Origin of the sequence: Paraburkholderia sediminicola, from assembly GCF_046026895.1 — a bacterium.
Classification (GTDB): domain Bacteria; phylum Pseudomonadota; class Gammaproteobacteria; order Burkholderiales; family Burkholderiaceae; genus Paraburkholderia; species Paraburkholderia sediminicola_C.
Map to the genome: position 1 here is coordinate 82,571 of NZ_JAQQEU010000011.1, position 20,232 is coordinate 102,802.

Genomic DNA, 20,232 nt, shown 5'->3' on the forward strand with positions numbered 1-20,232 from the left:
CATGTTTTCGTGGCTCGTCAAACGACCACGTTCACGAGACGGCCCGGCACCACGACGATCTTCTTCGGCGCCTTGCCTTCGCTGAATTTGGCGACCATGTCGTGAGCCGCCGCGAGCTGTTCGATCGCTTCGCGAGTCGCGTCTTTCGCCACCGTGATAGCGCCGCGCACCTTGCCGTTCACCTGCAGCACGAGCTCGATCTCGGCCTGCTCCAGCGCCTTTTCGTCGACCTTCGGCCATGCGGCGTCGAGCAGCGAGCCGAATTCGTCGGCGTAGCCGAGTTCCTGCCACAACTGGAAGGTCTGGTGCGGCACCACCGGATACAGCACGCGCAGCATCACGCCGTAGGTTTCGCGCAGCACGGCCGGCTGGGCGCCCTTCGCGCTGTCGAGCGCGTTGAGCATCTTCATCGCGGCCGACACCACCGTGTTGTACTGCAAACGCTGGTAGTCGAAGTCGGCCTGCTTCAGCACGCTGTAGATCTCGCGGCGCAGCAGCTTGTCGGCGTCGTTGAAATGCGCGGCGTCGAGTTGGCCGCCCGCGCGCAACGCGGTTTCGTTCGCGTAACCGAAGTTCCACACGCGGCGCAGGAAGCGGCTCGCGCCTTCGACACCCGAACCGGACCACTCGAGCTGCTGCTCGGGGGGCGCCGCGAACATCACGAACAGACGCGCGGTGTCCGCGCCATGCTGATCGATCAGCAATTGCGGATCGACGCCGTTGTTCTTCGACTTCGACATCTTCTCGACGCCGCCGAGCACCACCGGCTGGCCGTCCTCATTGAGGACCGCGCCGACCGGACGGCCCTTGTCGTCGAACGACACGGTGACGTCCGCCGGGTTGTACCAGGTCTTCTTACCGGCTTCGTTTTCGCGGTAGTAGGTTTCGTTGAGCACCATGCCCTGCGTGAGCAGATTCTTCGCCGGCTCGCCGAACTTGATCAGGCCCATGTCGCGCATCACCTTCGCCCAGAAGCGCGAGTACAACAGGTGAAGAATCGCGTGTTCGATGCCGCCGATGTACTGGTCCATCGGCGCCCAGTAGTCGGTGCGCTCGTCGACCATGGTCTGCGCGTCCGGCGCCGCATAGCGGTAAAAGTACCAGGACGAATCGACGAAGGTGTCCATCGTGTCGGTTTCGCGCTTGGCCGCGCCGCCGCAGGTCGGGCAGGTGCAGTTCACGAACGCTTCGGACTTCGCGAGCGGGTTGCCCGTGCCGTCCGGCACGAGGTCTTCCGGCAGTACCACCGGCAGATCTTTTTCCGGCACTGGCACGTCGCCGCAGCTCGGGCAGTGGATGATCGGAATCGGCGTGCCCCAGTAGCGCTGACGCGACACGCCCCAGTCGCGCAGACGCCACGTGATCTGCTTGTCGCCGAGGCCCAGCGCCTTCAGGTCAGCGGCGATCTGGTCGACCGCCTGGTCGTACGCGAGGCCGTCGTACTTGCCGCTGTTGACCAGCGTGCCGGCCTTCTCGCCATACCACTCCTGCCAGGCTTCAGTCGAGAATTCCTTGCCTTCGACCGCGACCACTTGCTTGATCGGCAGACCGTATTTCTTCGCGAACGCGAAGTCTCGCTCGTCGTGCGCGGGCACACCCATTACCGCGCCTTCGCCGTAGCTCATCAGCACGTAGTTGCCGATCCACACTTCGACCTGTTCCTGCGTCAGCGGATGCGTGACGTAGAAGCCGGTGGCGATGCCCTTCTTTTCCATCGTCGCGACGTCGGCTTCGGCGACGCCGCCGCGCTTGCATTCGTCGATGAACGCCTGCAGTTCCGGCTTTCCTTGCGCGAGACGCGTGGCGAGCGGATGTTCGGCGGCGATCGCGCAGAAGGTCACGCCCATGATCGTGTCGGCGCGCGTGGTGAACACGCGCAGCAGCTTCCGTTCGCCGTCGATTTCATACGGGAAGCCGAAGTTCACGCCGAAGCTCTTGCCGATCCAGTTCTGCTGCATGATCTTCACGCGCTCGGGCCAGCCGAGGCCGTCGAGGTCGTTCAGCAGTTCGTCCGCGTACTGCGTGATGCGCATGTAGTACATCGGGATTTCGCGCTTCTCGACGAGTGCGCCCGAACGCCAGCCGCGCCCGTCGATCACCTGCTCGTTGGCAAGCACCGTCTGATCGACCGGATCCCAGTTGACCGTGCCGGTCTTCTTGTACGCGATGCCCTTTTCGAGCATCTTCAGGAACAGCCACTGGTTCCACTTGTAGTAGTCGGGACTGCAGGTCGCGACTTCGCGCGTCCAGTCGATTGCGAGGCCCATCGACTGCATCTGCTTCTTCATGTAGGCGATGTTGTCGTAGGTCCACTTCGCGGGCGGCACGTTGTTGGCCATCGCGGCGTTTTCCGCCGGCATGCCGAACGCGTCCCAGCCCATCGGCATCAGCACGTTGTAGCCGTTCATCCGCAGATAGCGGTACATCACGTCATTGATCGTGTAGTTGCGCACGTGCCCCATGTGCAGCTTGCCCGACGGATACGGCAGCATCGAGACGCAATAGAACTTGGGCTTGTCGGTGGTTTCCGTCGTCTTGTACGCGTCGATGGCGCGCCATTGCCCTTGCGCGGCGGCTTCGACGTCGGAGGGAACGTATTTTTCGTGCATGGTGTGATGAGATCGCTGGGTTCGGTGCTTTCGCACCGGCCGCTTTGGTGCTCTGCTGGATGAAATGGCGTCGTTTCCCCGGTCGGCGGGGAAAGGGCTGATTATACCGTTCGCGGACGGGTACGCCGCGCGGCGTGGTGCGCGGGCGGGGTGTGGTGCAGGGTTTGATGTGGGATGTGGGATTTAATGCGCCGCGTCCCGCGCTGGCGGGTCCGTCACAAAACCAATCCGCTCGAGCCCCGCCTGCTGTGCCGCGCCCATCACCTGCGCGATCACCTCGTAGCGCGTCGCGCGCTCCGCACGCAGTTGAATCTCCGGCTGCTCCGCCTGCTTGCCCGCTTGCGCGAACTGCGTGCTCATCTGCGCCAGCGTGATGATGTTGCCGTTCCAGTACAGCTTGCCGGCGGCGTCGATGGAAAGAGAAATGGTTTGCGGGGTCTGGCGCGCGGGCGCTGCCGCGACTTTCGGCAGATCGAGCCGGATCGCGTGCGTGAACAACGGCGCCGTGATGATGAAAATCACCAGCAGCACCAGCATCACGTCGATCAGCGGCGTCATGTTGATCTCGGCCATCGGCCCGGCCGTCTGCTTTTTTTCGAGTCCGCCGAATGCCATGTCGCCTCCTTCTTCCTGAGCTTTCCGCCTGAACAGCGCGCTAGTGGGTCGAAGCCTGCTGCGCCCGCATCGGCGCCTGCGCCGGTTCCGCCGGCGCGCACACGTAGGCATGCAAGTCGTGCGCGAAGCCGTCGAGTTCCTCCGACAATTGCCGCACGAGACGTCCGAGCACGTTGTACGCGAGCACCGCGGGAATCGCGACCACGAGGCCGAAGGCAGTCATGATCAGCGCCTCGCCGACCGGTCCCGCGACATTTTCGATCTGCGCCTGACCGCTCGCCGCAATACTACCGAGCGCGTGATAGATGCCCCACACGGTGCCGAGCAGGCCGACGAAGGGTGCCGTGCTGCCCACCGAGGCCAGCAGCACCTGACCGAATTCGAGCCGCCGCTGCGACGCGTTGAGCGCCTGGCGCAACGCGCGCAGCACCCGTTCGCCGCGTTCGACGCGCGCGAGCAGCACACCGGGAATGTCGACTTCGGCGGCACGCAGCGCCGCTTCGGCGAGCGGCGTGAAAACGCGCTCGCGATCCGCGCGCCGCAATGCCACGACACCTTCGGAGAGCGTCGGCGCTTGCCAGAACTGCGCAATCGCCCGCGTGGCCTGACGTTTGGCACGCGTGAGGATCCAGCTTTTGACGATCAGAAAGCACCAGCTCGCAACCGACATGGCCAGTAGCACATAGGCGACGCCATGCGTAATCGCGTCGCTGGTTTGCAGGTAATGGATGATGCCGCTGCTGCCTGCCATCTGACCTCGCCTTGGAAGAGTGTTTTCAGAGAACGCGCCAGGGCCGCGACGCCCCTGACTCAGTGCTCAGTGCTCCGTGCTCCGGGCTCCGTGCTCAAGATTAGCGCGCAAGACCGTTCAACGCAGGCCGAGCACGTCCTGCATATCGAACAGGCCGGTTTGACGGCCTTCGAGGAAACGCACGGCACGCAGCGCGCCTTGCGCATACGACAAACGGCTCGCCGATTTGTGCGTGATTTCGATGCGCTCACCGATGCCCGCGAACAGCACCGTATGGTCGCCGACGATATCGCCGCCGCGAATCGCCGAGAAGCCGATCGTAGACGGATCGCGCTCGCCGGTCACGCCTTCGCGGCTGTAGACCGCGCAGTCGTCGAGATTGCGGCCGAGCGCGTTGGCGATCACCTCGCCCATGGTCAGTGCGGTGCCGGACGGCGCGTCGACCTTGTGACGATGATGCGCCTCGATGATCTCGATGTCGTAGCCGGTCGCGAAATGCTTCGCCGCGTATTCCAGCAACTTCAGCGTGACGTTCACGCCGACGCTCATGTTCGACGACAGCATGATGGCGATTTTGCCCGCGGCCGCGCGCAGTTGCGCTTTCTGCTCGCTGTCGAAGCCGGTCGTGCCGATCACCATTTTCACGTTGTGACGCTGCGCCGCTTCCAGATGCATCAACGTACCCTCGGGGCGCGTGAAGTCGATCAGGTAGTCGGATTCGGCGAACACGCGCTCGATGTCGTCGGTGAGCAGCACGCCCGTCTGTTTGCCGAGAAACGCGCCGGCGTCCTGCCCGAGTTGCGCGGAGCCCGCGCGGTCGAGCGCGCCGGACAACGTGGCGTCGGAATCGTTAAGGACGGTTTCGATGAGCATGCGGCCCATACGGCCCGATGCGCCAGCAATGGCAATTTTCATGGCTACGAGGGTTCGAAAAGGCAAAACCCGGCAAGTGCGGGCGAAAGCGGCGGCGGGCAGCACACCCGGGCGCCGCACCTCATTGGACAAGCGGAGAAGCCGACGGGCGCGGCGCATAGCGCCGGGCCCGCCTTAAAACAAGGACAGCGCGATTACTCGCCCGTTCCCGAAGTCGACGGAGAAGACGTCACGGGCGCACTGTTCGTCGGGCTGCCGCTGCTTTGCGCACCGGTCGGTCCCACCGGATTGCTCTGCGTGGTCGGAGCCGGCGGCGGCGGACGGTGGAACTGGAACTGCGGCTGACCCGGGGCCGTCGGGCCTTGCGACGGAACGCCGCCGGCATTGGCGGTCGGCGCGGTGGCACGTGCGGGCGAGCGGCCGTTCGGCGTGGATTGCACGGCATTGGTCGCACGATTGGCGGCTTCTGCGGCTTCCGCGTTCGCGGCGGTGGACGGCGCGCCCGCTGCAGCGGCGCCCTCGACTGACGGCGAGCGGGTGGTGTCCAGCGTAGCCGCCGGCGCGCTCGCGGCGGCCGTGGCGCTTGCGGCGGTCGCGTCCGCGGCGGCTGTGGCGCTTGCCGCGGTCGTCGCAGCCGGCCTTTTGCCACCGCGCCGGTCGCCGTCGATCTCCGCGAGCAATTCGAGATTGGACGGCAGATCGTCGCCGCCCGTCCAGCTCGTCACGAGATCACCCGAGAAGAACACCACGAAGTCGCGCTGCTGCACGATGGCCGTCGAGCCGCGCTTGAAATAGAACACGTAGTCCCAGCGGTCCGCGTGGAACATGTCGGTCAACAGCGGCGTGCCGAGCACCTGACGCACTTGCGCGCGTGTCATGCCGACTTTCATCTGCGCCGCCGCTTCCGACGACACGAAATTGCCTTGCACCACTGTAATCCGGTACGGCGTGATGCTTTGGGCGATGCGCTGTGTCACGCTGTCGTAACTGGAACATCCGGCAAGAACCGCGACAGTCGCAACAGCGATCAAGGTACCCCGCATGCGGCTCCCCCGGTAGATCAATTGAGATTTTGAAATCATTTCACTCACCGTGCGGGCCCGCTGACGAGCCGCGCGAGTTTCATTCCATCGAAGATGACCAGAACGGCAAAAACACATTACTATGAGAGCCCAGCATTGTACTCTAGGGATCCCTTGTCATGACCAATCCAACCGATCTCAAGAATATCGGGCTCAAGGCGACCCTTCCGCGCCTCAAAATCCTTGAGATTTTTCAGCACAGCCCGGTGCGTCACCTGACGGCCGAAGACGTCTACCGCAACCTCCTGCACGAGGAACTCGATATCGGCCTGGCAACCGTGTATCGCGTGCTGACGCAATTCGAGCAGGCCGGCCTGCTTTCGCGCAGCAATTTCGAGTCGGGCAAGGCAGTGTTCGAGCTCAATGAGGGGACGCATCACGACCACCTCGTCTGCATCGATTGCGGGCTCGTAGAGGAATTTTTCGATTCCGAAATCGAAAGCCGTCAGCAGTCTATCGCGAAGGAACGCGGCTTCAAGCTGCAAGAACACGCGCTGGCGCTGTATGGAGCCTGCACGAAGGAGAATTGCCCGCATCGCAAGCATTGATGCAAAAACGCCGCCCGCGCCGGGGTGCGCGGGGCGGCAATAAGAAAGACCCGGCCGATGCGAATCGGCCGGGTCTTTCTTTTCACGCTGGCGCCAGCGCCGCGTGCACGGCGTGCGTCGCTAGACCGCCAGTTCGGCGCTCGCTTCGAACGTGAGGCGCCACGGCTCGGCCAACGGCAATTCGTCACAATTATTGCCGTCGCCGCCACGATCGACCACCACGAAATCGCTCACCTGATCCAGCGCCAGCAGCGGGTGATGCCACACCCCTTTCGCGTAATTGACGCCCTGCCACGCGTCGGTCCAGAACGCCCGCATCAGCGTCGCATCGAACTCACCGGCTGGCGCGACCACCACCAGATAGCGGCCCTGCCGTAAGGGAATGAAAGCCTGGCTGCCGAGCGGATGGCGCTCCATCATCGTGATGTCGACCGGCAGCGTGCGCGGCTGCGCGCGGAACAGATTGATCAGCGCGCGGCCGCCGCGCTCCGTCACGTCGACGTTGGCAAGGTCGTGATAACGCTCGGTCGTGCCGCCGTTGATCGCGAAATGGCGCGCACCGTCCAGTTCGATGACGTCGCCGAACGGCGCGAACGCCGCGCGCGTCAATCGTTCCATTTGAAATGTCTTCATCACGCCACTCCGTTACGCGATCTCGCCCCACAGACGCAGGCGCGACACGCCGCCGTCCGGAAAGATATTGAAACGCACATGCGTGACGGGTCCGAGCGACGCGAGGCCGTCCGTGAACGTGTGCACGTGGTCCATTTGCAGTTTGTGTTCGCCTAGCAGCACCGGCCAGAACATCGCCTGCGTGACGAGCGAGTCGTCCGTGCCGCCTGTCACCGAGGCCGCCTGCACCGAACAGCGGTCGGGGAAATTGCCCTTGAAGTGCGCCGTGTCCACGTCGATCTTGCGGATCACGCCCGGCCGCGCCAGCGCGACGATCGCCCAGTCGTTGCCCGGCTCGCGACGGCGCCGGGTTTCCCAGCCGTCGCCCATGTTGACGCCGCGGCCCGGCATCAGCATCTGCGAAGCCGGCCCGAAATGCTGGTTGTTCGCCGCGACGAGGTACGCGCCGTTTTCGATCGCGGCGAGGTCCAGCAGCGTGCCACGCTCGACCCGCGCCCAGTCGCGCTTCGGCTGGCCGTACACGCGCAGCCGCGCAAGACCGCCATCCGGATACAGATTCACGCGCAGATGGGTGAACGCGCGCGCGTCGCTCACTTCGACGTAGTGGTGCTGGTTGCCCTGCAGCGTGGTCGCCGGCACGAGGGGTTGCCAGTCGGCGTGATCGGGCGGCAGGTCGGCGTCCGCATAACAGGCGTCGATCGACGCGGCCGGCGGGAAGTTACCGGTGAAGTGGCTCGTATCCAGATCGACGCCATGCACGACGCCGGGCCGCGCGAGGCGGATCACACAGTAGTCGTGGCCGGTCCTGCGTTTGCGGCGGGTTTCCCAGCCGTCCATCCACTTGCCGTGGTCGTCGTATTTGCCGGGGATGAACACCGCCGGCTGCGGTTCGAGCATGCGCTCCTTCGGCGCGAAGAATTCGTCGCTGGCGAAGAGTGCCTGCGCGCCCAGACGCGGGTCGGCGAGGTTCATGTAGCGGCGGGTGAAGGCTGGAGCGTTCGGGTCGAGGATCGGAGTGGCCATGATGGGTTCGGTGAGAAGCAAATGGTTTGGGACGGACGGCGCAATCGCGGTGTCCGCCGGTGCGGTAAGCGCGCCGGGTTGGCGCGCGGGATCAGGATTCGGAGTTGCCTATGTCAGTCCGCCCGCGTCATACGGCCGGCGCGTGTTCGCCGCCGACCGGCTCGGCGCCCGTGTCTTCACCGGCGGGCACATAGCGCAACGCCGCGTCGCGGTTGAGCACGCGATGAGCGCGCACTCGGTCGATATCGTTCTCCCACACGGCGACCACCACCGTCGCGACGCAGTTGCCGATCAGGTTGGTCAACGCGCGCGCAATGCCGACGAACCAGTCGACCGGCAGGATCAGCACGAGGCCGAGCACGGGAATCGCCGGAATCGCGGACAAGGTCGCGGCCAGAATCACAATGGCCGAGCCGGGAATGCCGTGCGCGCCCTTCGACGTCACCAGCGACACCAGCACCACTACGATCAGGTCGTGCATGGACAACGGCGTGTTGGTGGCCTGCGCGATGAAGATCACCGCCAGCGTGAGATAGATCGAAAAGCCGTCGAGGTTGAACGAGTAGCCCGTCGGAATCACGAGACCGACGGTCGAGTCCTTCACGCCCATCCATTCGAGCTTGCGCATGATCTGCGGCAGCACGGCGTCGGACGAAGCCGTGCCGAGCACGATCGACAGTTCCTCGCGCAGATAGCGAATCAGCTTGAAGATGCTGTAGCCCGCCAGTCGCATGACGATGCCCAGCACGAGCGCGACGAACACGAAGCAGCTCGCGTAGAACACGAGCACCAGCATGCCGAGCTGCTTGAGCGACTCGACTCCGTACGTGCCGGTGGTGAACGCAATCGCGCCTAGCACGCCGAGCGGCGCGAGTTTGATGATGAAGCCCATCACGCGGAAAAACACCTGCGACAGTTCGTCGATCAGGCCGCTCACGCGCTGCGCCCTCTTGCCGAGCAGCGACAGCGCCGAGCCGAACAGCACCGAGAACACCAGAATCTGCAGGATGTCGCCGGTCGCGAACGCGTTGATCGCCGTGTCGGGGATGATCTTCAGCAGAAAGCCGGCGGTGTCCTTGAGGCTTTTCGCGTGCTCGGTGTAGGTCGAGAGCGAAGCCGGATCGAGCGAATGCAGATTGATGTTCATGCCGACGCCAGGCCGCATCGCATAAGCGAGCACCGCGCCGATCACGAGCGCGATCGTCGTCATCACCTCGAAGTAGATCACCGCCTTCAACCCGACGCGCCCGACCTTGCGCAGATCGCCCGCGTGCGCCATGCCGCTGACCACGACGCAAAACACGATCGGACCGATCACCATCTTGATCAGCTTGAGAAAGCCGTCGCCGAGCGGGCGCAGCGATTGGGCGAAATGCGGATAAACCGCGCCGATCACGATGCCCGCCACTAGCGCAATGACGACCCGGCCAAACAGCGAATTGAAGAATTTCAACACGGCTTCCTCCTGGTTTCGATTCCTACCTGTTCAGACTGGTCCGACCAGTACTGTTATGGCCAATAGTAAGAAACCGATATACTGGCGTCAAGGATTCATAGAACAGTGTTTTACCCGTTGTTTTTCCAGCCATCCCGGGTCGGGTCGCGAAGGCCGGCTGCGCAACCGCACCACGCGTCCAGATCGCGTATTACAATGCTGGTCAGACCGCGCCACCCAGTGAGCAACGATGAAAAACGTTCCGCATACCGTCACCGATGCCGCCATCGCGACCATCCGCGAACGGATCGAAGCGGGCGATTATCCAGTGGGCAGTCTGCTGCCGGCCCAGCGTCAACTCTCCGAAGAACTGTCGATCAGCCGCGCGTCGCTGCGTGAGGCGCTCTCCACGTTGGAGGCACTCGGTCTGCTGATGATCCGGCCCGGCAAGGGCGTGTATGTGGAAAGCGCGCAGGCCACGGCCGCGCGTTCGTGGCGTTTCTCCGAGCAGTCGTCACTGCCGGACACCTATCAGATGCGTTTTGCGCTGGAAGGCTTTGTCGCGCGCATGGCGGCGCTCGCCATGAGCGACGCCGACCTCGCGTGGTTAGAGGAAAACATCACGGCGATGCAGACCGCGCTCGCCTGCGACGAACTCGACGAAGCCGCGCGCCTCGATTACGAGTTCCATATGCGGATCGTCAGCATTGCCGGCAATGCGGCAATCGAATCGATCCTGCAAAGCAGCGCGGAGATCATGAAGGAAAGCCAGCGGATGCCGTTCTACCGGCGCGAACTGGTGCTGTCCACGTACACCGAGCATCGCGCGATTCTCGACGCGCTTGGCGCGCGCGATTCAGCGGCTGCGGGCAAGGCCATCGAAACCCACATCTCGAACGCCGCGCAGCGCGCCGGCGTCCACTTCCCGACCCCACGGATGTAAAAAAAGCCGCTCCGAGGAGCGGCTTTTTGTTTGCCCCGCCGCCGACCCAAGCCGGCTTTGCAGGGCGTCGCGCGAAACGCGCAGCAACTTACTTCGCGTTGGCGAGCGCCACAGCCGTGTCCAGCATGCGGTTCGAGAAGCCCCACTCGTTGTCGTACCAGCTCGACACCTTCACCAGACGGCCCGACACCTTGGTCAGCGTCGAGTCAAACGTCGACGAAGCCGGGTTGTGGTTGAAGTCGATCGACACCAGCGGCGCGTCGTTGTAGCCGAGGATGCCCTTCAGCGCGCCTTGCGATGCTTCCTTCATGATCGCGTTGACTTCTTCGACCGTCGTGTCGCGCGCGGCGATGAACGACAGGTCGACGACCGACACGTTGATCGTCGGGACGCGAATCGCGTAGCCATCCAGCTTGCCGTTCAGTTCCGGCAGCACCAGACCGACCGCCGACGCAGCGCCGGTCTTGGTCGGGATCTGGCTGTGCGTGGCCGAGCGCGCGCGGCGCAGGTCTTCGTGATACACGTCGGTCAGAACCTGGTCGTTCGTGTACGCGTGGATCGTCGTCATCAGGCCGTTCACGAGGCCGATCTTGTCGTTCAGCGGCTTGACGAGCGGTGCGAGGCAGTTGGTCGTGCACGATGCGTTCGAGATCACCGTGTCCGATGCCTTCAGCACGTTGTGGTTCACGCCGTAGACAATCGTTGCGTCGACGTCCTTGCCGCCCGGCGCCGAGATGATGACCTTCTTTGCGCCGCCCTTGATGTGCGCACTCGCCTTTTCCTTGGTCGTGAAAAAGCCCGTGCATTCCATCACGACGTCGACGTTCAACTCGCCCCACGGCAGTTCAGCCGGGTTGCGATTGGCCAGCACGCGGATCTTGTCGCCGTTGACGACGAGGTAGTCGCCGTCCACCGACACTTCGCCCGGGAACTTGCCGTGCGCGGTGTCGTATTGCGTCAGGTGGGCGTTGGTCTTGGCATCGCCCAGATCGTTGATGGCGACGATTTCGATATCGTGCTTCTTGCCGTTTTCATAGAAGGCGCGCAGGGTGTTGCGGCCGATCCGGCCATAGCCGTTGATTGCAACGCGAATCGTCATGATTTATCTCCTGATGGCTGAAAAAATACGTCCTGGTTGGTCTGACCGGCAGCGTTGCCGCGCGTTTGCACGCGAGCGGCAACGCTTTGCTCCCGATCAGCCGAGCGCGGCTTTTGCCGTCTCTACCACGTGCTCGACGGTGAAGCCGAAATGCTTGAACAGCACGCCCGCCGGGGCCGATTCGCCGAACGTGTCGATCCCGACCACGCCGCCTTCCAGACCCACGTACTTGCGCCAGAAATCCGTCACGCCCGCTTCGACCGCGACGCGGCGCACGCCGTGCGGCAGCACGCGTTCGCGATACTCGGCGTCCTGCTTGTCGAACACCGTGGTCGACGGCATCGACACGACACGGGCCGCGATACCTTCACGTGCGAGCGGCTCGACCGCGTTTAGCGCCAGCTCGACTTCCGAACCGGTGGCGATCAGGATGATCTTGCGCGCGACGATCTCGTCGTTCCAGTCGCGCAGCACGTAGCCGCCCTTCTCGATGTTGGCGATCTGCGCATCCGTGCGCTCCGAGAACGCGAGGTTCTGACGGCTGAAGATCAGGCACGACGGGCCGTGATGTTCGACCGCGTGGGTCCAGGCCACCGCGGTTTCGACCGTATCGGCCGGACGCCACACTTGCAGGTTCGGAATCAGGCGCAGGCTCGCGACGTGTTCGATCGACTGGTGGGTCGGGCCGTCTTCACCCAGACCGATCGAGTCGTGCGTGAACACGAAGATGGACGGCGCCTTCATCAGCGCGGCGACGCGCAGCGCGTTGCGGCTGTAGTCGGAGAACGTCAGGAACGTGCCGCCGAACGCCTTGAAGCCGCCATGCAGCGCCACGCCGTTGATCGCGGCGCTCATGCCGAATTCGCGCACGCCGTAATTCACATAGTTGCCGGCCGCGTGGCCTTCCGCGTTCACGCGCACCGGCTTCGCGGCCTTCCAGTTGGTCAGGTTCGAGCCAGTCAGGTCGGCGGAGCCGCCGAGCAGCTCGGGCAGCACTGCCGACAGGCTTTCGATGGCCTGCTGCGATGCCTTGCGCGTCGCGATGGTTTCCGCGCGCTCATTTGCGCCGGCGATGATCGCCTGCGCCTTTTCCTGCCAGTCCGCCGGCAATTCCTTCGCGTTACGGCGCTTGAATTCCGCCGCTTCCTGCGGATACTTGGCCGCGTAGGCCGCGAATGCCTTGTTCCATTGGCCTTCGATTTGCGCGCCGGACTCCTTCGCATCCCACGCCGCATAGACTTCCTGCGGAATCACGAACGGCTCCCACTTCCAGCCGATCGCCTCGCGCGTGGCCGCGACTTCCTTGTCGCCGAGCGCCGCGCCGTGCGAATCATGGCTGCCCGCCTTGTTCGGCGAGCCTTCGCCGATCACGGTCTTGCAGCAGATCAGCGTCGGCTTGTCGGACAGCTTGGCCTGCCTGATCGCGGCGTCCACGGCGTCGACGTTGTGGCCGACCACGTTCGGGATCACGTTCCAGCCGTACGCTTCGAAGCGCTTGGGCGTGTCGTCGTGGAACCAGTGCACCACTTCGCCGTCGATCGAGATGCCGTTGTCGTCGTAGAACGCAATCAGCTTGTTCAGCTTCAGCACGCCCGCCAGCGAGCATGCTTCGTGCGAGAGGCCTTCCATCAGACAGCCGTCGCCGACGAACACGTAGGTGTGGTGATCGACGATCTTCGCGTCAGGCTTGTTGAATTCGGTGGCGAGCAGCGACTCGGCGAGCGCCATGCCGACCGCGTTCGCCAGACCCTGGCCGAGCGGGCCAGTGGTGGTTTCGACGCCCGGCGTGATGCCGTATTCCGGGTGGCCCGGCGTCTTCGAATGCATCTGGCGGAAGTTCTTCAACTCTTCCATCGGCAGGTCGTAGCCGGTCAGATGCAGCAGCGAGTACAGCAGCATCGAGCCGTGGCCGTTCGACAGCACGAAACGGTCACGATCGGCCCATTGCGGGTTCTTCGGGTTATGGCGCAGATGACGCGACCACAAAGCCACGCCGATTTCGGCCATGCCCATCGGCATGCCGGGGTGGCCGGAATTCGCTTTTTGAACGGCGTCCATGGACAACGCGCGGATTGCGTTGGCCATCAGGGAGGTGGGTGCGGAAGACGAGGTCGTCATGTCGAGTCCGGAGACAGAGTCAGAAAGCGGTGTGCGCTTGAGGACCGGGAGCTCGGCGGCCAGTTCGCTACGGCGCACGGTGCGGCGCCAGTCGACGCGAAACGGGCAGAGCAAACGGACAAGGCTGAAAGCGACACATTCTAACAGATCGTTGCCGCGCGTCCGCCCCAGAGGGCCGCCTGGCCGTGCGGTCCGGCGCACATGCCGAGGCTGTGTCGAGCGGCGCCCTTTACAATGGGTCAACCGAATCCACCCGGCTCCGAAGCGAGCCCGCCATCCGTGAACGCTCCGCTGTTGTTCCACCCGAGTTCAGACGCTGTGTACGGATTCGCGCAGGCGCGGCGCGTGGCGCGCGTCGATTCGCCGTATCAGCGCATCGAGGTGTGGGATACACCGCAGCTCGGCCGGCTTTTCACGCTCGACGGCCGCCCGATGACGTCTACCGGCGACGAGTTCATCTACCACGAATGCATGGTCCATCCGACGGCGCTCGCGCATCCGTCGCCGCGCGCGGCGCTGGTGCTGGGCGGCGGCGATGGCGGCGCCGCGCGGCAACTGCTGCGGCATCCGGGTATCGAACGGATCGTGGTGGCGGAGCTGGACGCGCAAGTGGTCCGCCTGATACGCGAGCATTTGCCCGAGGTGCACGGCGGCGCGTTCGACGATCCGCGCGTGGAACTGGTGATCGGCGACGCCGCGCACTATGTCGCGGCAACGGCGCCGGCGCAGTTCGACCTCGTCGTGTTCGATCTGACGCCGCCCGACTCACCCGCCGCCGGCCTCTACACACGCGCCTTCTATGAACAGCTCAAGCGCGTAATGAGCGCACCCGCCGCGCTCTCCGTGCATCTCGGCTCGCCCTATTTCCACGCCGGCCGGGTGGCCGCCCTGCTCGGCGAGCTGCGCGCCGCATTCGCCGTGGTGCGCACGATGAACACCTTCGTGCCGCTCTACGGCTCGCTGTGGATGATGGCAACCGCAAGCGACACACTCGACCCCGCCGCCCTCACCCTCGACACGCTCGCCGAACGCCTCGCCGCGCGCCGAATCGATTCGCTGAAGCACTACGATCCGGCCCTGCACGCCGGACTCTTCTCGGCATCGCGGGCCGTGCGCGATAAACTAAGCCAATTCTTAAAGCCATCAAGCTAACGTGTGGGCACAATTTACGGTTGGGTCGGACCGCGCTATCCGCATGTCGGTACGCGAGCGCCGGCCTCGTCCCGTAGCGTGTGTCCCGCCAATCTTCATGATCCGGAGAAACCCATGACCGCCTCTCGCCCAGCCGGTGTGCCCTGGTTGACCCCCTATCTGACGGTACGCGACGCGCGCGCCTCGACCGCGTTTTTCGCGGCGGCTTTCGGCTTCGAAGTGCGCGACAGCGTCCAGGACGACGGCGTCGTCATGCATGTCGAGATGACTTATCAAGGGCAGTTGATCGTGATGTTCGCGCCGGAAGGCGCGTTCGGCTCGGCTGCGAAAACCCCCAAAAGCGCGGGCGCGATCGCCCCACAATCGTTCTATGTCTATGTCGACGACGTCGACGCGGTTTACACGCGGGCGCTGGCTGCCGGTGCGAAATCGTTGAGCGAGCCGCAGGATCAATTCTGGGGCGACCGGTTCGCTCAGGTCGAAGATCTGGACGGCTACCGTTGGGCGCTCGCTCGCCACCTTTCCTGAGCCAATGAGTATTTTTTTGATGCCTCGCTTCTTTGTCAGTGCCGCGCTCCACCCCGACGACTTCATGCAGCTTCCTGATGACGTCGTGCGGCACATCCTCGTGCTGCGTTTGCAGCCCGGTGATTCAATCGTGCTTTTCAACGGGGAGGGCGGCGAATACAGCGCCGAGCTCGTCGAGGTCGAGCGGCGTTCGGTCCAGGTGCGAATTCGCGAATTCCGTCCAATCGAGGTCGAGGCGCCGTATCAGCTCACGCTGGCCCAAGGCATTGCGGGCGGTGACAAGATGGACTGGCTGATTGAAAAAGCGGTCGAGCTTGGTGCGTCGTGCTTCGTGCCGCTGACCACCACGCGCAGCGTCGTGCGACTTGCCGGCGAGCGCGCGCAGCGGCGGCATGCACACTGGCAGGGGATCGTGCGCGCGTCGTGCGAACAATGTGGGCGTAACAGGCTGCCCGAAGTGATGCCCGTGCGCGAGATCGCCACCTGGCTCGGCGCGCTGCCGCGCGAGGCCGGCGAAGGCGAGCTGCGCATTCTGCTATCGCCGCGCGCCAGCATCAGTTTTTCGGCGCTGCCCGCCACGCCGCCGCAAGGCCGCGTGACCGTGCTGGTCGGCCCGGAAGGCGGCTTTTCCGCAGCGGAAGAAGCGGCGGCCACCGATCACGGCTTCACTGCCGTCGGCCTCGGACCACGCGTGCTGCGCACCGAAACCGCGGGCGTCTCAGTGCTGTCGGCCCTGGCTGCTCGCTGGGGCGGCTGGTAACGCAGCTTGCCCACGTCGCCCACGCAAAGGGCGCGAGCACCAAAAGCAAAGGCCCGCCGGGCGGCGGGCCTTTCTCTTTTCTCGTCCTGCGACAAGCTGTGCTTACATTGGCGAGATTCAGGCAAACGAATAAAAGACCCGGAACGCCACTTTGCGCTCCGCCCAGAACTCGGCCGCTTCGCGGAACACGTCCAGCAGCGTCTCGCGCCCTTCCTTGTCGAACTTCTGCGCGACCGGCAAGTGTTCGAGCACGATCACGAAGCCCGGCTGCGCGCCGGCCTTATGGACGAGATCGGTCAGGCAATCGTAGAGCGCGTCGTAATTCTTGCCGAAATGCTTGGGAAACAGAAACGATGTCGCGATGGTCTCGAGCACTTCCTGCTTGGACTGCGCGTTCGCGCAGTTGGAATACAGAAAATGCTGGCCGAGCCGGCTCGCCTCGTCAGCGAGATCCTGCACGCGGAACGCGCGGATCGACTGGACGATGTTCGGTCGCACGGTCTTGAAAAGACTCATGGGCTCCTCGTTCGATGAAACCACCGTGCCAGCATCGCCCTGGTTGTCGCGGCCCTGATCGCCGGCGCGCATCTTCATGACGCGTTGGAACAAATTGCCGTCGCCGGCCGCGAAAAGATCCCTCGCGACTCCGGTGTCGTGCGCGTAGATGTTGTCGCTCATGCCGTTCATCCCGATGTCATTCAACAATACGATTAAAACTGGTGTAGTGGTCGCCCGAGTAGTAACAATCATCGGTTCGCGTTAGCGGACCGCCGCAGACGATGCGACGCGCCCCGCGATTGTGCGCGCGGGGCGTGGGAACGGTGTATTCGTGGTAATAGCCGCGCCGATGGGGCGGCAGCAACCGTTCGCGATTGCCGAATACGATGCCGTCCTTTTCATACGGGTAAGGCCCGCCGGCCGCAATCAAGTTCAACGTATTGACCGCTTCGCGCGGCAACTGCGCCAGCGCAACGGTGCCCTGGACCTGCGCGTTCGCGTCTGCGGACGCCGCGTAGTCGCGTGCGAACGCGCCAGGCACGGGGCCGAACAACGCGCACAGCGTAAAAGCACCGATCAGCACGCCTTTGATGCGCAGCCACTTGCGTGCCATGTATCAAGGTTCCCCGCTGTTAAATCACGAGTTTGACGACCATGAAAGTCGTAAGGGTATCGCTAATGGCCTTTGGAATCAACGTTCGCCGGGCCGGCGAAGGCTGCCGGATCGTGTGGAAAAGGCCCCCAGTCGGGACTTTGACGACTTTTGACAGAATGTTTAGCTCACCCGGGCTAGACTTTGCCTGACTGCGCCAATGGAGGGGTCATGCAGGCTAATCTGCACGCGGCCCGCACGCCTCTTTGTACCTCGTGGCGAGAGCCGTGGGCGTGCAGTCTTTGAAGGTGAAGTGTGTCATGAGCCGTATTTAGGGTGGCAATCCCCTGCTTTACCCGCAGGCGTGCCCGTTGCAGGCACGCCTTTTTTTTTGCATGGCGCGCGTTCAGCCTGCGCCATGTTTCACCGGGCCGGAATTAGCGCGTGGCGATTACGTCCGCCACCAGCAGCGCCGTCATGTTGACGATCCGGCGCACCGTCGCCGAAGGCGTCAGCACATGCACCGGCCGGGCCGCACCCAGAAGGATCGGGCCGATCGCGATGTTGTTGCCCGCCGCGGTCTTCAGCAGGTTGTACGAGATATTGGCCGCGTCGATGTTCGGCAGCACCAGCAGGTTTGCGTCGCCTTCGAGCGTCGAATCGGGCAGCACCTCGCGACGCAGATTCGCGTCAAGCGCCACGTCGCCGTGCATTTCGCCGTCCACCTGCATTTCCGGCGCGCGTTGGCGCAGAATCTCCAGCGTGTCGCGCATCTTCTGCGCGGTCGGCGCGTTGCTCGACCCGAAGTTCGAATGCGACACCAGCGCGACCTTCGGCTCGATACCGAAACGGCGCACTTCCTCGGCGGCCATGATGGTGATCTCGGCCAGCTGCTCCGGCGTCGGATCGACGTTCACGTGCGTGTCGACCAGGAAAATCTGCCGGTTCGGCAGCACCAGCGCGTTCATCGCCGCGTAGACCTTCGCCCCTTCCTTCTTGCCGATCACCTGATCGATGAAGTGCAGGTGCCGGTGGGTCGTGCTGACCGTGCCGCAGATCATGCCGTCCGCCTCGCCCTTCTTTACCAGCATCGCGCCGATCAGCGTGGTGCGGCGGCGCATTTCGAGCTTTGCCATCTGCGGCGTGATGCCCTTGCGCGACATCATCTTCGCGTATTCCTGCCAGAAATCGCGGTAACGCTCGTCATGATCGGTGTTGACGACCGTGTAGTCCTGCCCCGCGACCAGACGCAGACCGTAGCGCGCCATGCGCTGCTCGATCACCGCCGGACGCCCGATCAGGATCGGCTTCGCCAGCTTTTCGTCGACGATGATCTGGATCGCGCGCAGCACGCGCTCTTCTTCGCCTTCGGCGAACACGATGCGCTTCTTCTCCGGCTCGACGCCACGCGCGAGCTGGAAAATCGGCTTCATGGTCGTGCCGCTGTGATACACGAACTGCTGCAGATGCTGCTGGTACGCTTCCATGTCCTCGATCGGACGCTCGGCGACGCCTGAATCCATCGCGGCCTTCGCCACCGCCGGCGCGACCTTGACGATCAGGCGCGGATCGAACGGCTTGGGAATCAGATACGCCGGCCCGAACGACAGATCCTGGATGCCGTACGCGGTCGCGACGATGTCGCTCTGCTCCTGGCGCGCCAGTTCGGCGATCGCATTGACCGCCGCGATCTCCATTTCCCGCGTCACCGTGGTCGCGCCCGCATCCAGCGCGCCGCGGAACAGGAACGGGAACACCAGCACGTTGTTCACCTGGTTCGGGTAGTCGGTGCGGCCCGTGCACAGCACGGCGTCCGGGCGCACTTCGAGCGCCAGTTCCGGCAGGATTTCCGGCGTCGGGTTGGCGAGCGCGAGAATCAGCGGCTTGTCCGCCATCTGCCTGACCATGTCCTGCTTGAGCACGCCGCCGGCCGACAGGCCGAGGAACACGTCCGCGCCGCCGATCGCTTCGGCGAGCGTGCGCGCGTCGGTTTCCCGCGCGAAGCGTTCCTTGTCCGGGTCCATCAATTCGACGCGGCCCTTGTAGACCACACCGGCCAGGTCGGTGACGAGGATGTTTTCGAGCGGCAGGCCGAGATCGACCAGCAGGTCCAGACAGGCCAGCGCCGCGGCGCCCGCGCCGGAGGCGACCAGCTTGACCGACTTGATGTCCTTACCGACCACCTTCAGGCCGTTGGTAATTGCCGCCGCGACGACGATCGCCGTGCCATGCTGGTCGTCGTGGAACACTGGAATCTTCATGCGCTTGCGGCATTCGCGCTCGACGATGAAGCAGTCCGGCGCCTTGATGTCTTCCAGGTTGATGCCGCCGAAAGTCGGTTCGAGCGCGGCGATCACCTCGACCAGCTTGTGCGGGTCGGACTCGTTCAACTCGATATCGAACACGTCGATGCCGGCGAACTTCTTGAACAGGACGGCCTTGCCTTCCATGACCGGCTTCGACGCGAGCGGCCCGATGTTGCCGAGGCCGAGCACCGCGGTGCCGTTCGTGACGACACCCACGAGGTTGCTGCGCGCGGTGAAACGCGCGGCGTTCATCGGGTTCTCGACGATCTCCTCGCACGCGAACGCGACGCCCGGCGAGTACGCCAGCGCGAGGTCGCGCTGGTTGATCATCTGCTTGGTCGGAGTGATCGCCAGCTTCCCTGGGGTGGGGAACTCGTGGTAATCGAGTGCGGCTTCGCGGAGTTTGCTATTGACGGGAGTCGACATAAGGCGGGCTTCGAAGTGCGGATTAGAATAGACGTTCGACGGCATTGTAGCCCCAATTGCCGACGCGATTCCTTCAATACGGGTACAAGTGCCACGACTTAAACAGAGCGAAAGGCCGGCGTGACATGCTGCGCGAAACGTGTGGCCCGGCTCGCAGTCGTTAGTGATATGGGCGCGGAATGCGGGTGCTGTGGGTGCGAATAGCGCCGGCACTTCGTACAATGCGCGCCGTTAGCCGCTG

General features: G+C 64.0%; 18 protein-coding genes. 5 read left to right on the top strand and 13 right to left on the bottom strand.

The window, feature by feature from the left end; translation table 11 throughout:
* Positions 1 to 17 precede the first annotated feature (17 nt).
* From leuS to PQR02_RS10625, 5 genes are all read right to left on the bottom strand, one after another.
* On the bottom strand, positions 18 to 2,609 hold the full coding sequence (gene leuS / locus PQR02_RS10605; protein WP_408229443.1) for a leucine--tRNA ligase: 2,592 nt from the start codon (positions 2,607 to 2,609) through the stop codon (positions 18 to 20).
* Between the two features lie 183 nt (positions 2,610 to 2,792).
* Positions 2,793 to 3,224 (bottom strand): ExbD/TolR family protein, encoded by a 432-nt coding sequence (locus PQR02_RS10610; RefSeq protein WP_408229446.1) that lies wholly within the window; start codon positions 3,222 to 3,224, stop codon positions 2,793 to 2,795.
* Positions 3,225 to 3,264: 40 nt separating this feature from the next.
* A complete protein-coding gene (locus tag PQR02_RS10615) occupies positions 3,265 to 3,975 on the bottom strand; it encodes a MotA/TolQ/ExbB proton channel family protein (protein WP_408229449.1) in 711 nt (236 codons plus the stop codon).
* Between the two features lie 117 nt (positions 3,976 to 4,092).
* Complete coding sequence (gene dapB, locus PQR02_RS10620) at positions 4,093 to 4,890, bottom strand: 4-hydroxy-tetrahydrodipicolinate reductase (protein WP_408229452.1); 798 nt, start codon at positions 4,888 to 4,890, stop codon at positions 4,093 to 4,095.
* Between the two features lie 152 nt (positions 4,891 to 5,042).
* Complete coding sequence (locus PQR02_RS10625; protein ID WP_408229659.1) at positions 5,043 to 5,891, bottom strand: outer membrane protein assembly factor BamE; 849 nt, start codon at positions 5,889 to 5,891, stop codon at positions 5,043 to 5,045.
* A 158-nt stretch (positions 5,892 to 6,049) separates the two neighbouring features.
* Between PQR02_RS10625 and fur the strand changes: the two genes are divergently transcribed.
* Positions 6,050 to 6,478 carry a ferric iron uptake transcriptional regulator gene (gene fur / locus PQR02_RS10630; RefSeq protein ID WP_149673379.1) on the top strand — a complete coding sequence of 143 codons (429 nt, stop codon included), beginning with the start codon at positions 6,050 to 6,052 and terminating at the stop codon, positions 6,476 to 6,478.
* A gap of 120 nt (positions 6,479 to 6,598) precedes the next feature.
* Here fur and PQR02_RS10635 read toward each other — a convergent pair whose 3' ends face one another.
* From PQR02_RS10635 to PQR02_RS10645, 3 genes are all read right to left on the bottom strand, one after another.
* Positions 6,599 to 7,111, bottom strand: a complete 513-nt coding sequence (locus PQR02_RS10635) for an ureidoglycolate lyase (protein ID WP_408229457.1) — start codon at positions 7,109 to 7,111, stop codon at positions 6,599 to 6,601.
* A gap of 12 nt (positions 7,112 to 7,123) precedes the next feature.
* Positions 7,124 to 8,134: an allantoicase gene (alc, locus tag PQR02_RS10640; RefSeq protein ID WP_408229460.1), complete on the bottom strand. Its 1,011-nt coding sequence runs from the start codon at positions 8,132 to 8,134 to the stop codon at positions 7,124 to 7,126.
* A 127-nt stretch (positions 8,135 to 8,261) separates the two neighbouring features.
* Complete coding sequence (locus PQR02_RS10645; protein WP_408229463.1) at positions 8,262 to 9,590, bottom strand: C4-dicarboxylate transporter DctA; 1,329 nt, start codon at positions 9,588 to 9,590, stop codon at positions 8,262 to 8,264.
* 229 nt (positions 9,591 to 9,819) lie between these two features.
* Between PQR02_RS10645 and PQR02_RS10650 the strand changes: the two genes are divergently transcribed.
* Positions 9,820 to 10,512 (top strand): FadR/GntR family transcriptional regulator, encoded by a 693-nt coding sequence (locus PQR02_RS10650; protein ID WP_408229466.1) that lies wholly within the window; start codon positions 9,820 to 9,822, stop codon positions 10,510 to 10,512.
* Between the two features lie 88 nt (positions 10,513 to 10,600).
* Here PQR02_RS10650 and gap read toward each other — a convergent pair whose 3' ends face one another.
* Positions 10,601 to 11,611 (bottom strand): type I glyceraldehyde-3-phosphate dehydrogenase, encoded by a 1,011-nt coding sequence (gene gap / locus PQR02_RS10655; protein WP_408229469.1) that lies wholly within the window; start codon positions 11,609 to 11,611, stop codon positions 10,601 to 10,603.
* Positions 11,612 to 11,707: 96 nt separating this feature from the next.
* Positions 11,708 to 13,729 (bottom strand): transketolase, encoded by a 2,022-nt coding sequence (tkt, locus tag PQR02_RS10660; protein ID WP_408229472.1) that lies wholly within the window; start codon positions 13,727 to 13,729, stop codon positions 11,708 to 11,710.
* Between the two features lie 279 nt (positions 13,730 to 14,008).
* On the opposite strand from tkt, the gene speE reads away from it, so the two are divergent.
* From speE to PQR02_RS10675, 3 genes are all read left to right on the top strand, one after another.
* On the top strand, positions 14,009 to 14,881 hold the full coding sequence (gene speE / locus PQR02_RS10665) for a polyamine aminopropyltransferase (RefSeq protein WP_408229475.1): 873 nt from the start codon (positions 14,009 to 14,011) through the stop codon (positions 14,879 to 14,881).
* Between the two features lie 114 nt (positions 14,882 to 14,995).
* Positions 14,996 to 15,409, top strand: coding sequence for a VOC family protein (locus PQR02_RS10670; protein WP_408229478.1), 414 nt, complete (start codon positions 14,996 to 14,998; stop codon positions 15,407 to 15,409).
* A 19-nt stretch (positions 15,410 to 15,428) separates the two neighbouring features.
* Positions 15,429 to 16,169: a 16S rRNA (uracil(1498)-N(3))-methyltransferase gene (locus tag PQR02_RS10675; RefSeq protein ID WP_408229481.1), complete on the top strand. Its 741-nt coding sequence runs from the start codon at positions 15,429 to 15,431 to the stop codon at positions 16,167 to 16,169.
* A gap of 117 nt (positions 16,170 to 16,286) precedes the next feature.
* Here PQR02_RS10675 and PQR02_RS10680 read toward each other — a convergent pair whose 3' ends face one another.
* The 3 genes from PQR02_RS10680 to PQR02_RS10690 form a co-directional block, all read right to left on the bottom strand.
* The gene (locus PQR02_RS10680) at positions 16,287 to 16,856 is read right to left on the bottom strand and encodes a barstar family protein (RefSeq protein ID WP_408229484.1); all 570 of its coding nucleotides are present in this window, start codon (positions 16,854 to 16,856) and stop codon (positions 16,287 to 16,289) included.
* Between the two features lie 7 nt (positions 16,857 to 16,863).
* Positions 16,864 to 17,280: a ribonuclease gene (locus PQR02_RS10685; RefSeq protein WP_408229487.1), complete on the bottom strand. Its 417-nt coding sequence runs from the start codon at positions 17,278 to 17,280 to the stop codon at positions 16,864 to 16,866.
* A gap of 416 nt (positions 17,281 to 17,696) precedes the next feature.
* The gene (locus PQR02_RS10690; protein WP_408229490.1) at positions 17,697 to 20,036 is read right to left on the bottom strand and encodes an NADP-dependent malic enzyme; all 2,340 of its coding nucleotides are present in this window, start codon (positions 20,034 to 20,036) and stop codon (positions 17,697 to 17,699) included.
* Between the last annotated feature and the right edge of the window lie 196 nt (positions 20,037 to 20,232).

Excerpts from the sequence above, each read along its gene's own strand:
- leuS (WP_408229443.1), bottom strand. The coding sequence starts at position 2,609 with ATGCACGAAAAATACGTTCCCTCCGACGTCGAAGCCGCCGCGCAAGGG.
- PQR02_RS10610 (WP_408229446.1), bottom strand. The coding sequence starts at position 3,224 with ATGGCATTCGGCGGACTCGAAAAAAAGCAGACGGCCGGGCCGATGGCC.
- PQR02_RS10615 (WP_408229449.1), bottom strand. The coding sequence starts at position 3,975 with ATGGCAGGCAGCAGCGGCATCATCCATTACCTGCAAACCAGCGACGCG.
- dapB (WP_408229452.1), bottom strand. The coding sequence starts at position 4,890 with ATGAAAATTGCCATTGCTGGCGCATCGGGCCGTATGGGCCGCATGCTC.
- PQR02_RS10625 (WP_408229659.1), bottom strand. The coding sequence starts at position 5,891 with ATGCGGGGTACCTTGATCGCTGTTGCGACTGTCGCGGTTCTTGCCGGA.
- fur (WP_149673379.1), top strand. The coding sequence starts at position 6,050 with ATGACCAATCCAACCGATCTCAAGAATATCGGGCTCAAGGCGACCCTT.
- PQR02_RS10635 (WP_408229457.1), bottom strand. The coding sequence starts at position 7,111 with ATGAAGACATTTCAAATGGAACGATTGACGCGCGCGGCGTTCGCGCCG.
- alc (WP_408229460.1), bottom strand. The coding sequence starts at position 8,134 with ATGGCCACTCCGATCCTCGACCCGAACGCTCCAGCCTTCACCCGCCGC.
- PQR02_RS10650 (WP_408229466.1), top strand. The coding sequence starts at position 9,820 with ATGAAAAACGTTCCGCATACCGTCACCGATGCCGCCATCGCGACCATC.
- gap (WP_408229469.1), bottom strand. The coding sequence starts at position 11,611 with ATGACGATTCGCGTTGCAATCAACGGCTATGGCCGGATCGGCCGCAAC.
- tkt (WP_408229472.1), bottom strand. The coding sequence starts at position 13,729 with ATGACGACCTCGTCTTCCGCACCCACCTCCCTGATGGCCAACGCAATC.
- PQR02_RS10670 (WP_408229478.1), top strand. The coding sequence starts at position 14,996 with ATGACCGCCTCTCGCCCAGCCGGTGTGCCCTGGTTGACCCCCTATCTG.
- PQR02_RS10675 (WP_408229481.1), top strand. The coding sequence starts at position 15,429 with ATGCCTCGCTTCTTTGTCAGTGCCGCGCTCCACCCCGACGACTTCATG.
- PQR02_RS10680 (WP_408229484.1), bottom strand. The coding sequence starts at position 16,856 with ATGAACGGCATGAGCGACAACATCTACGCGCACGACACCGGAGTCGCG.
- PQR02_RS10685 (WP_408229487.1), bottom strand. The coding sequence starts at position 17,280 with ATGGCACGCAAGTGGCTGCGCATCAAAGGCGTGCTGATCGGTGCTTTT.
- PQR02_RS10690 (WP_408229490.1), bottom strand. The coding sequence starts at position 20,036 with ATGCCGTCGAACGTCTATTCTAATCCGCACTTCGAAGCCCGCCTTATG.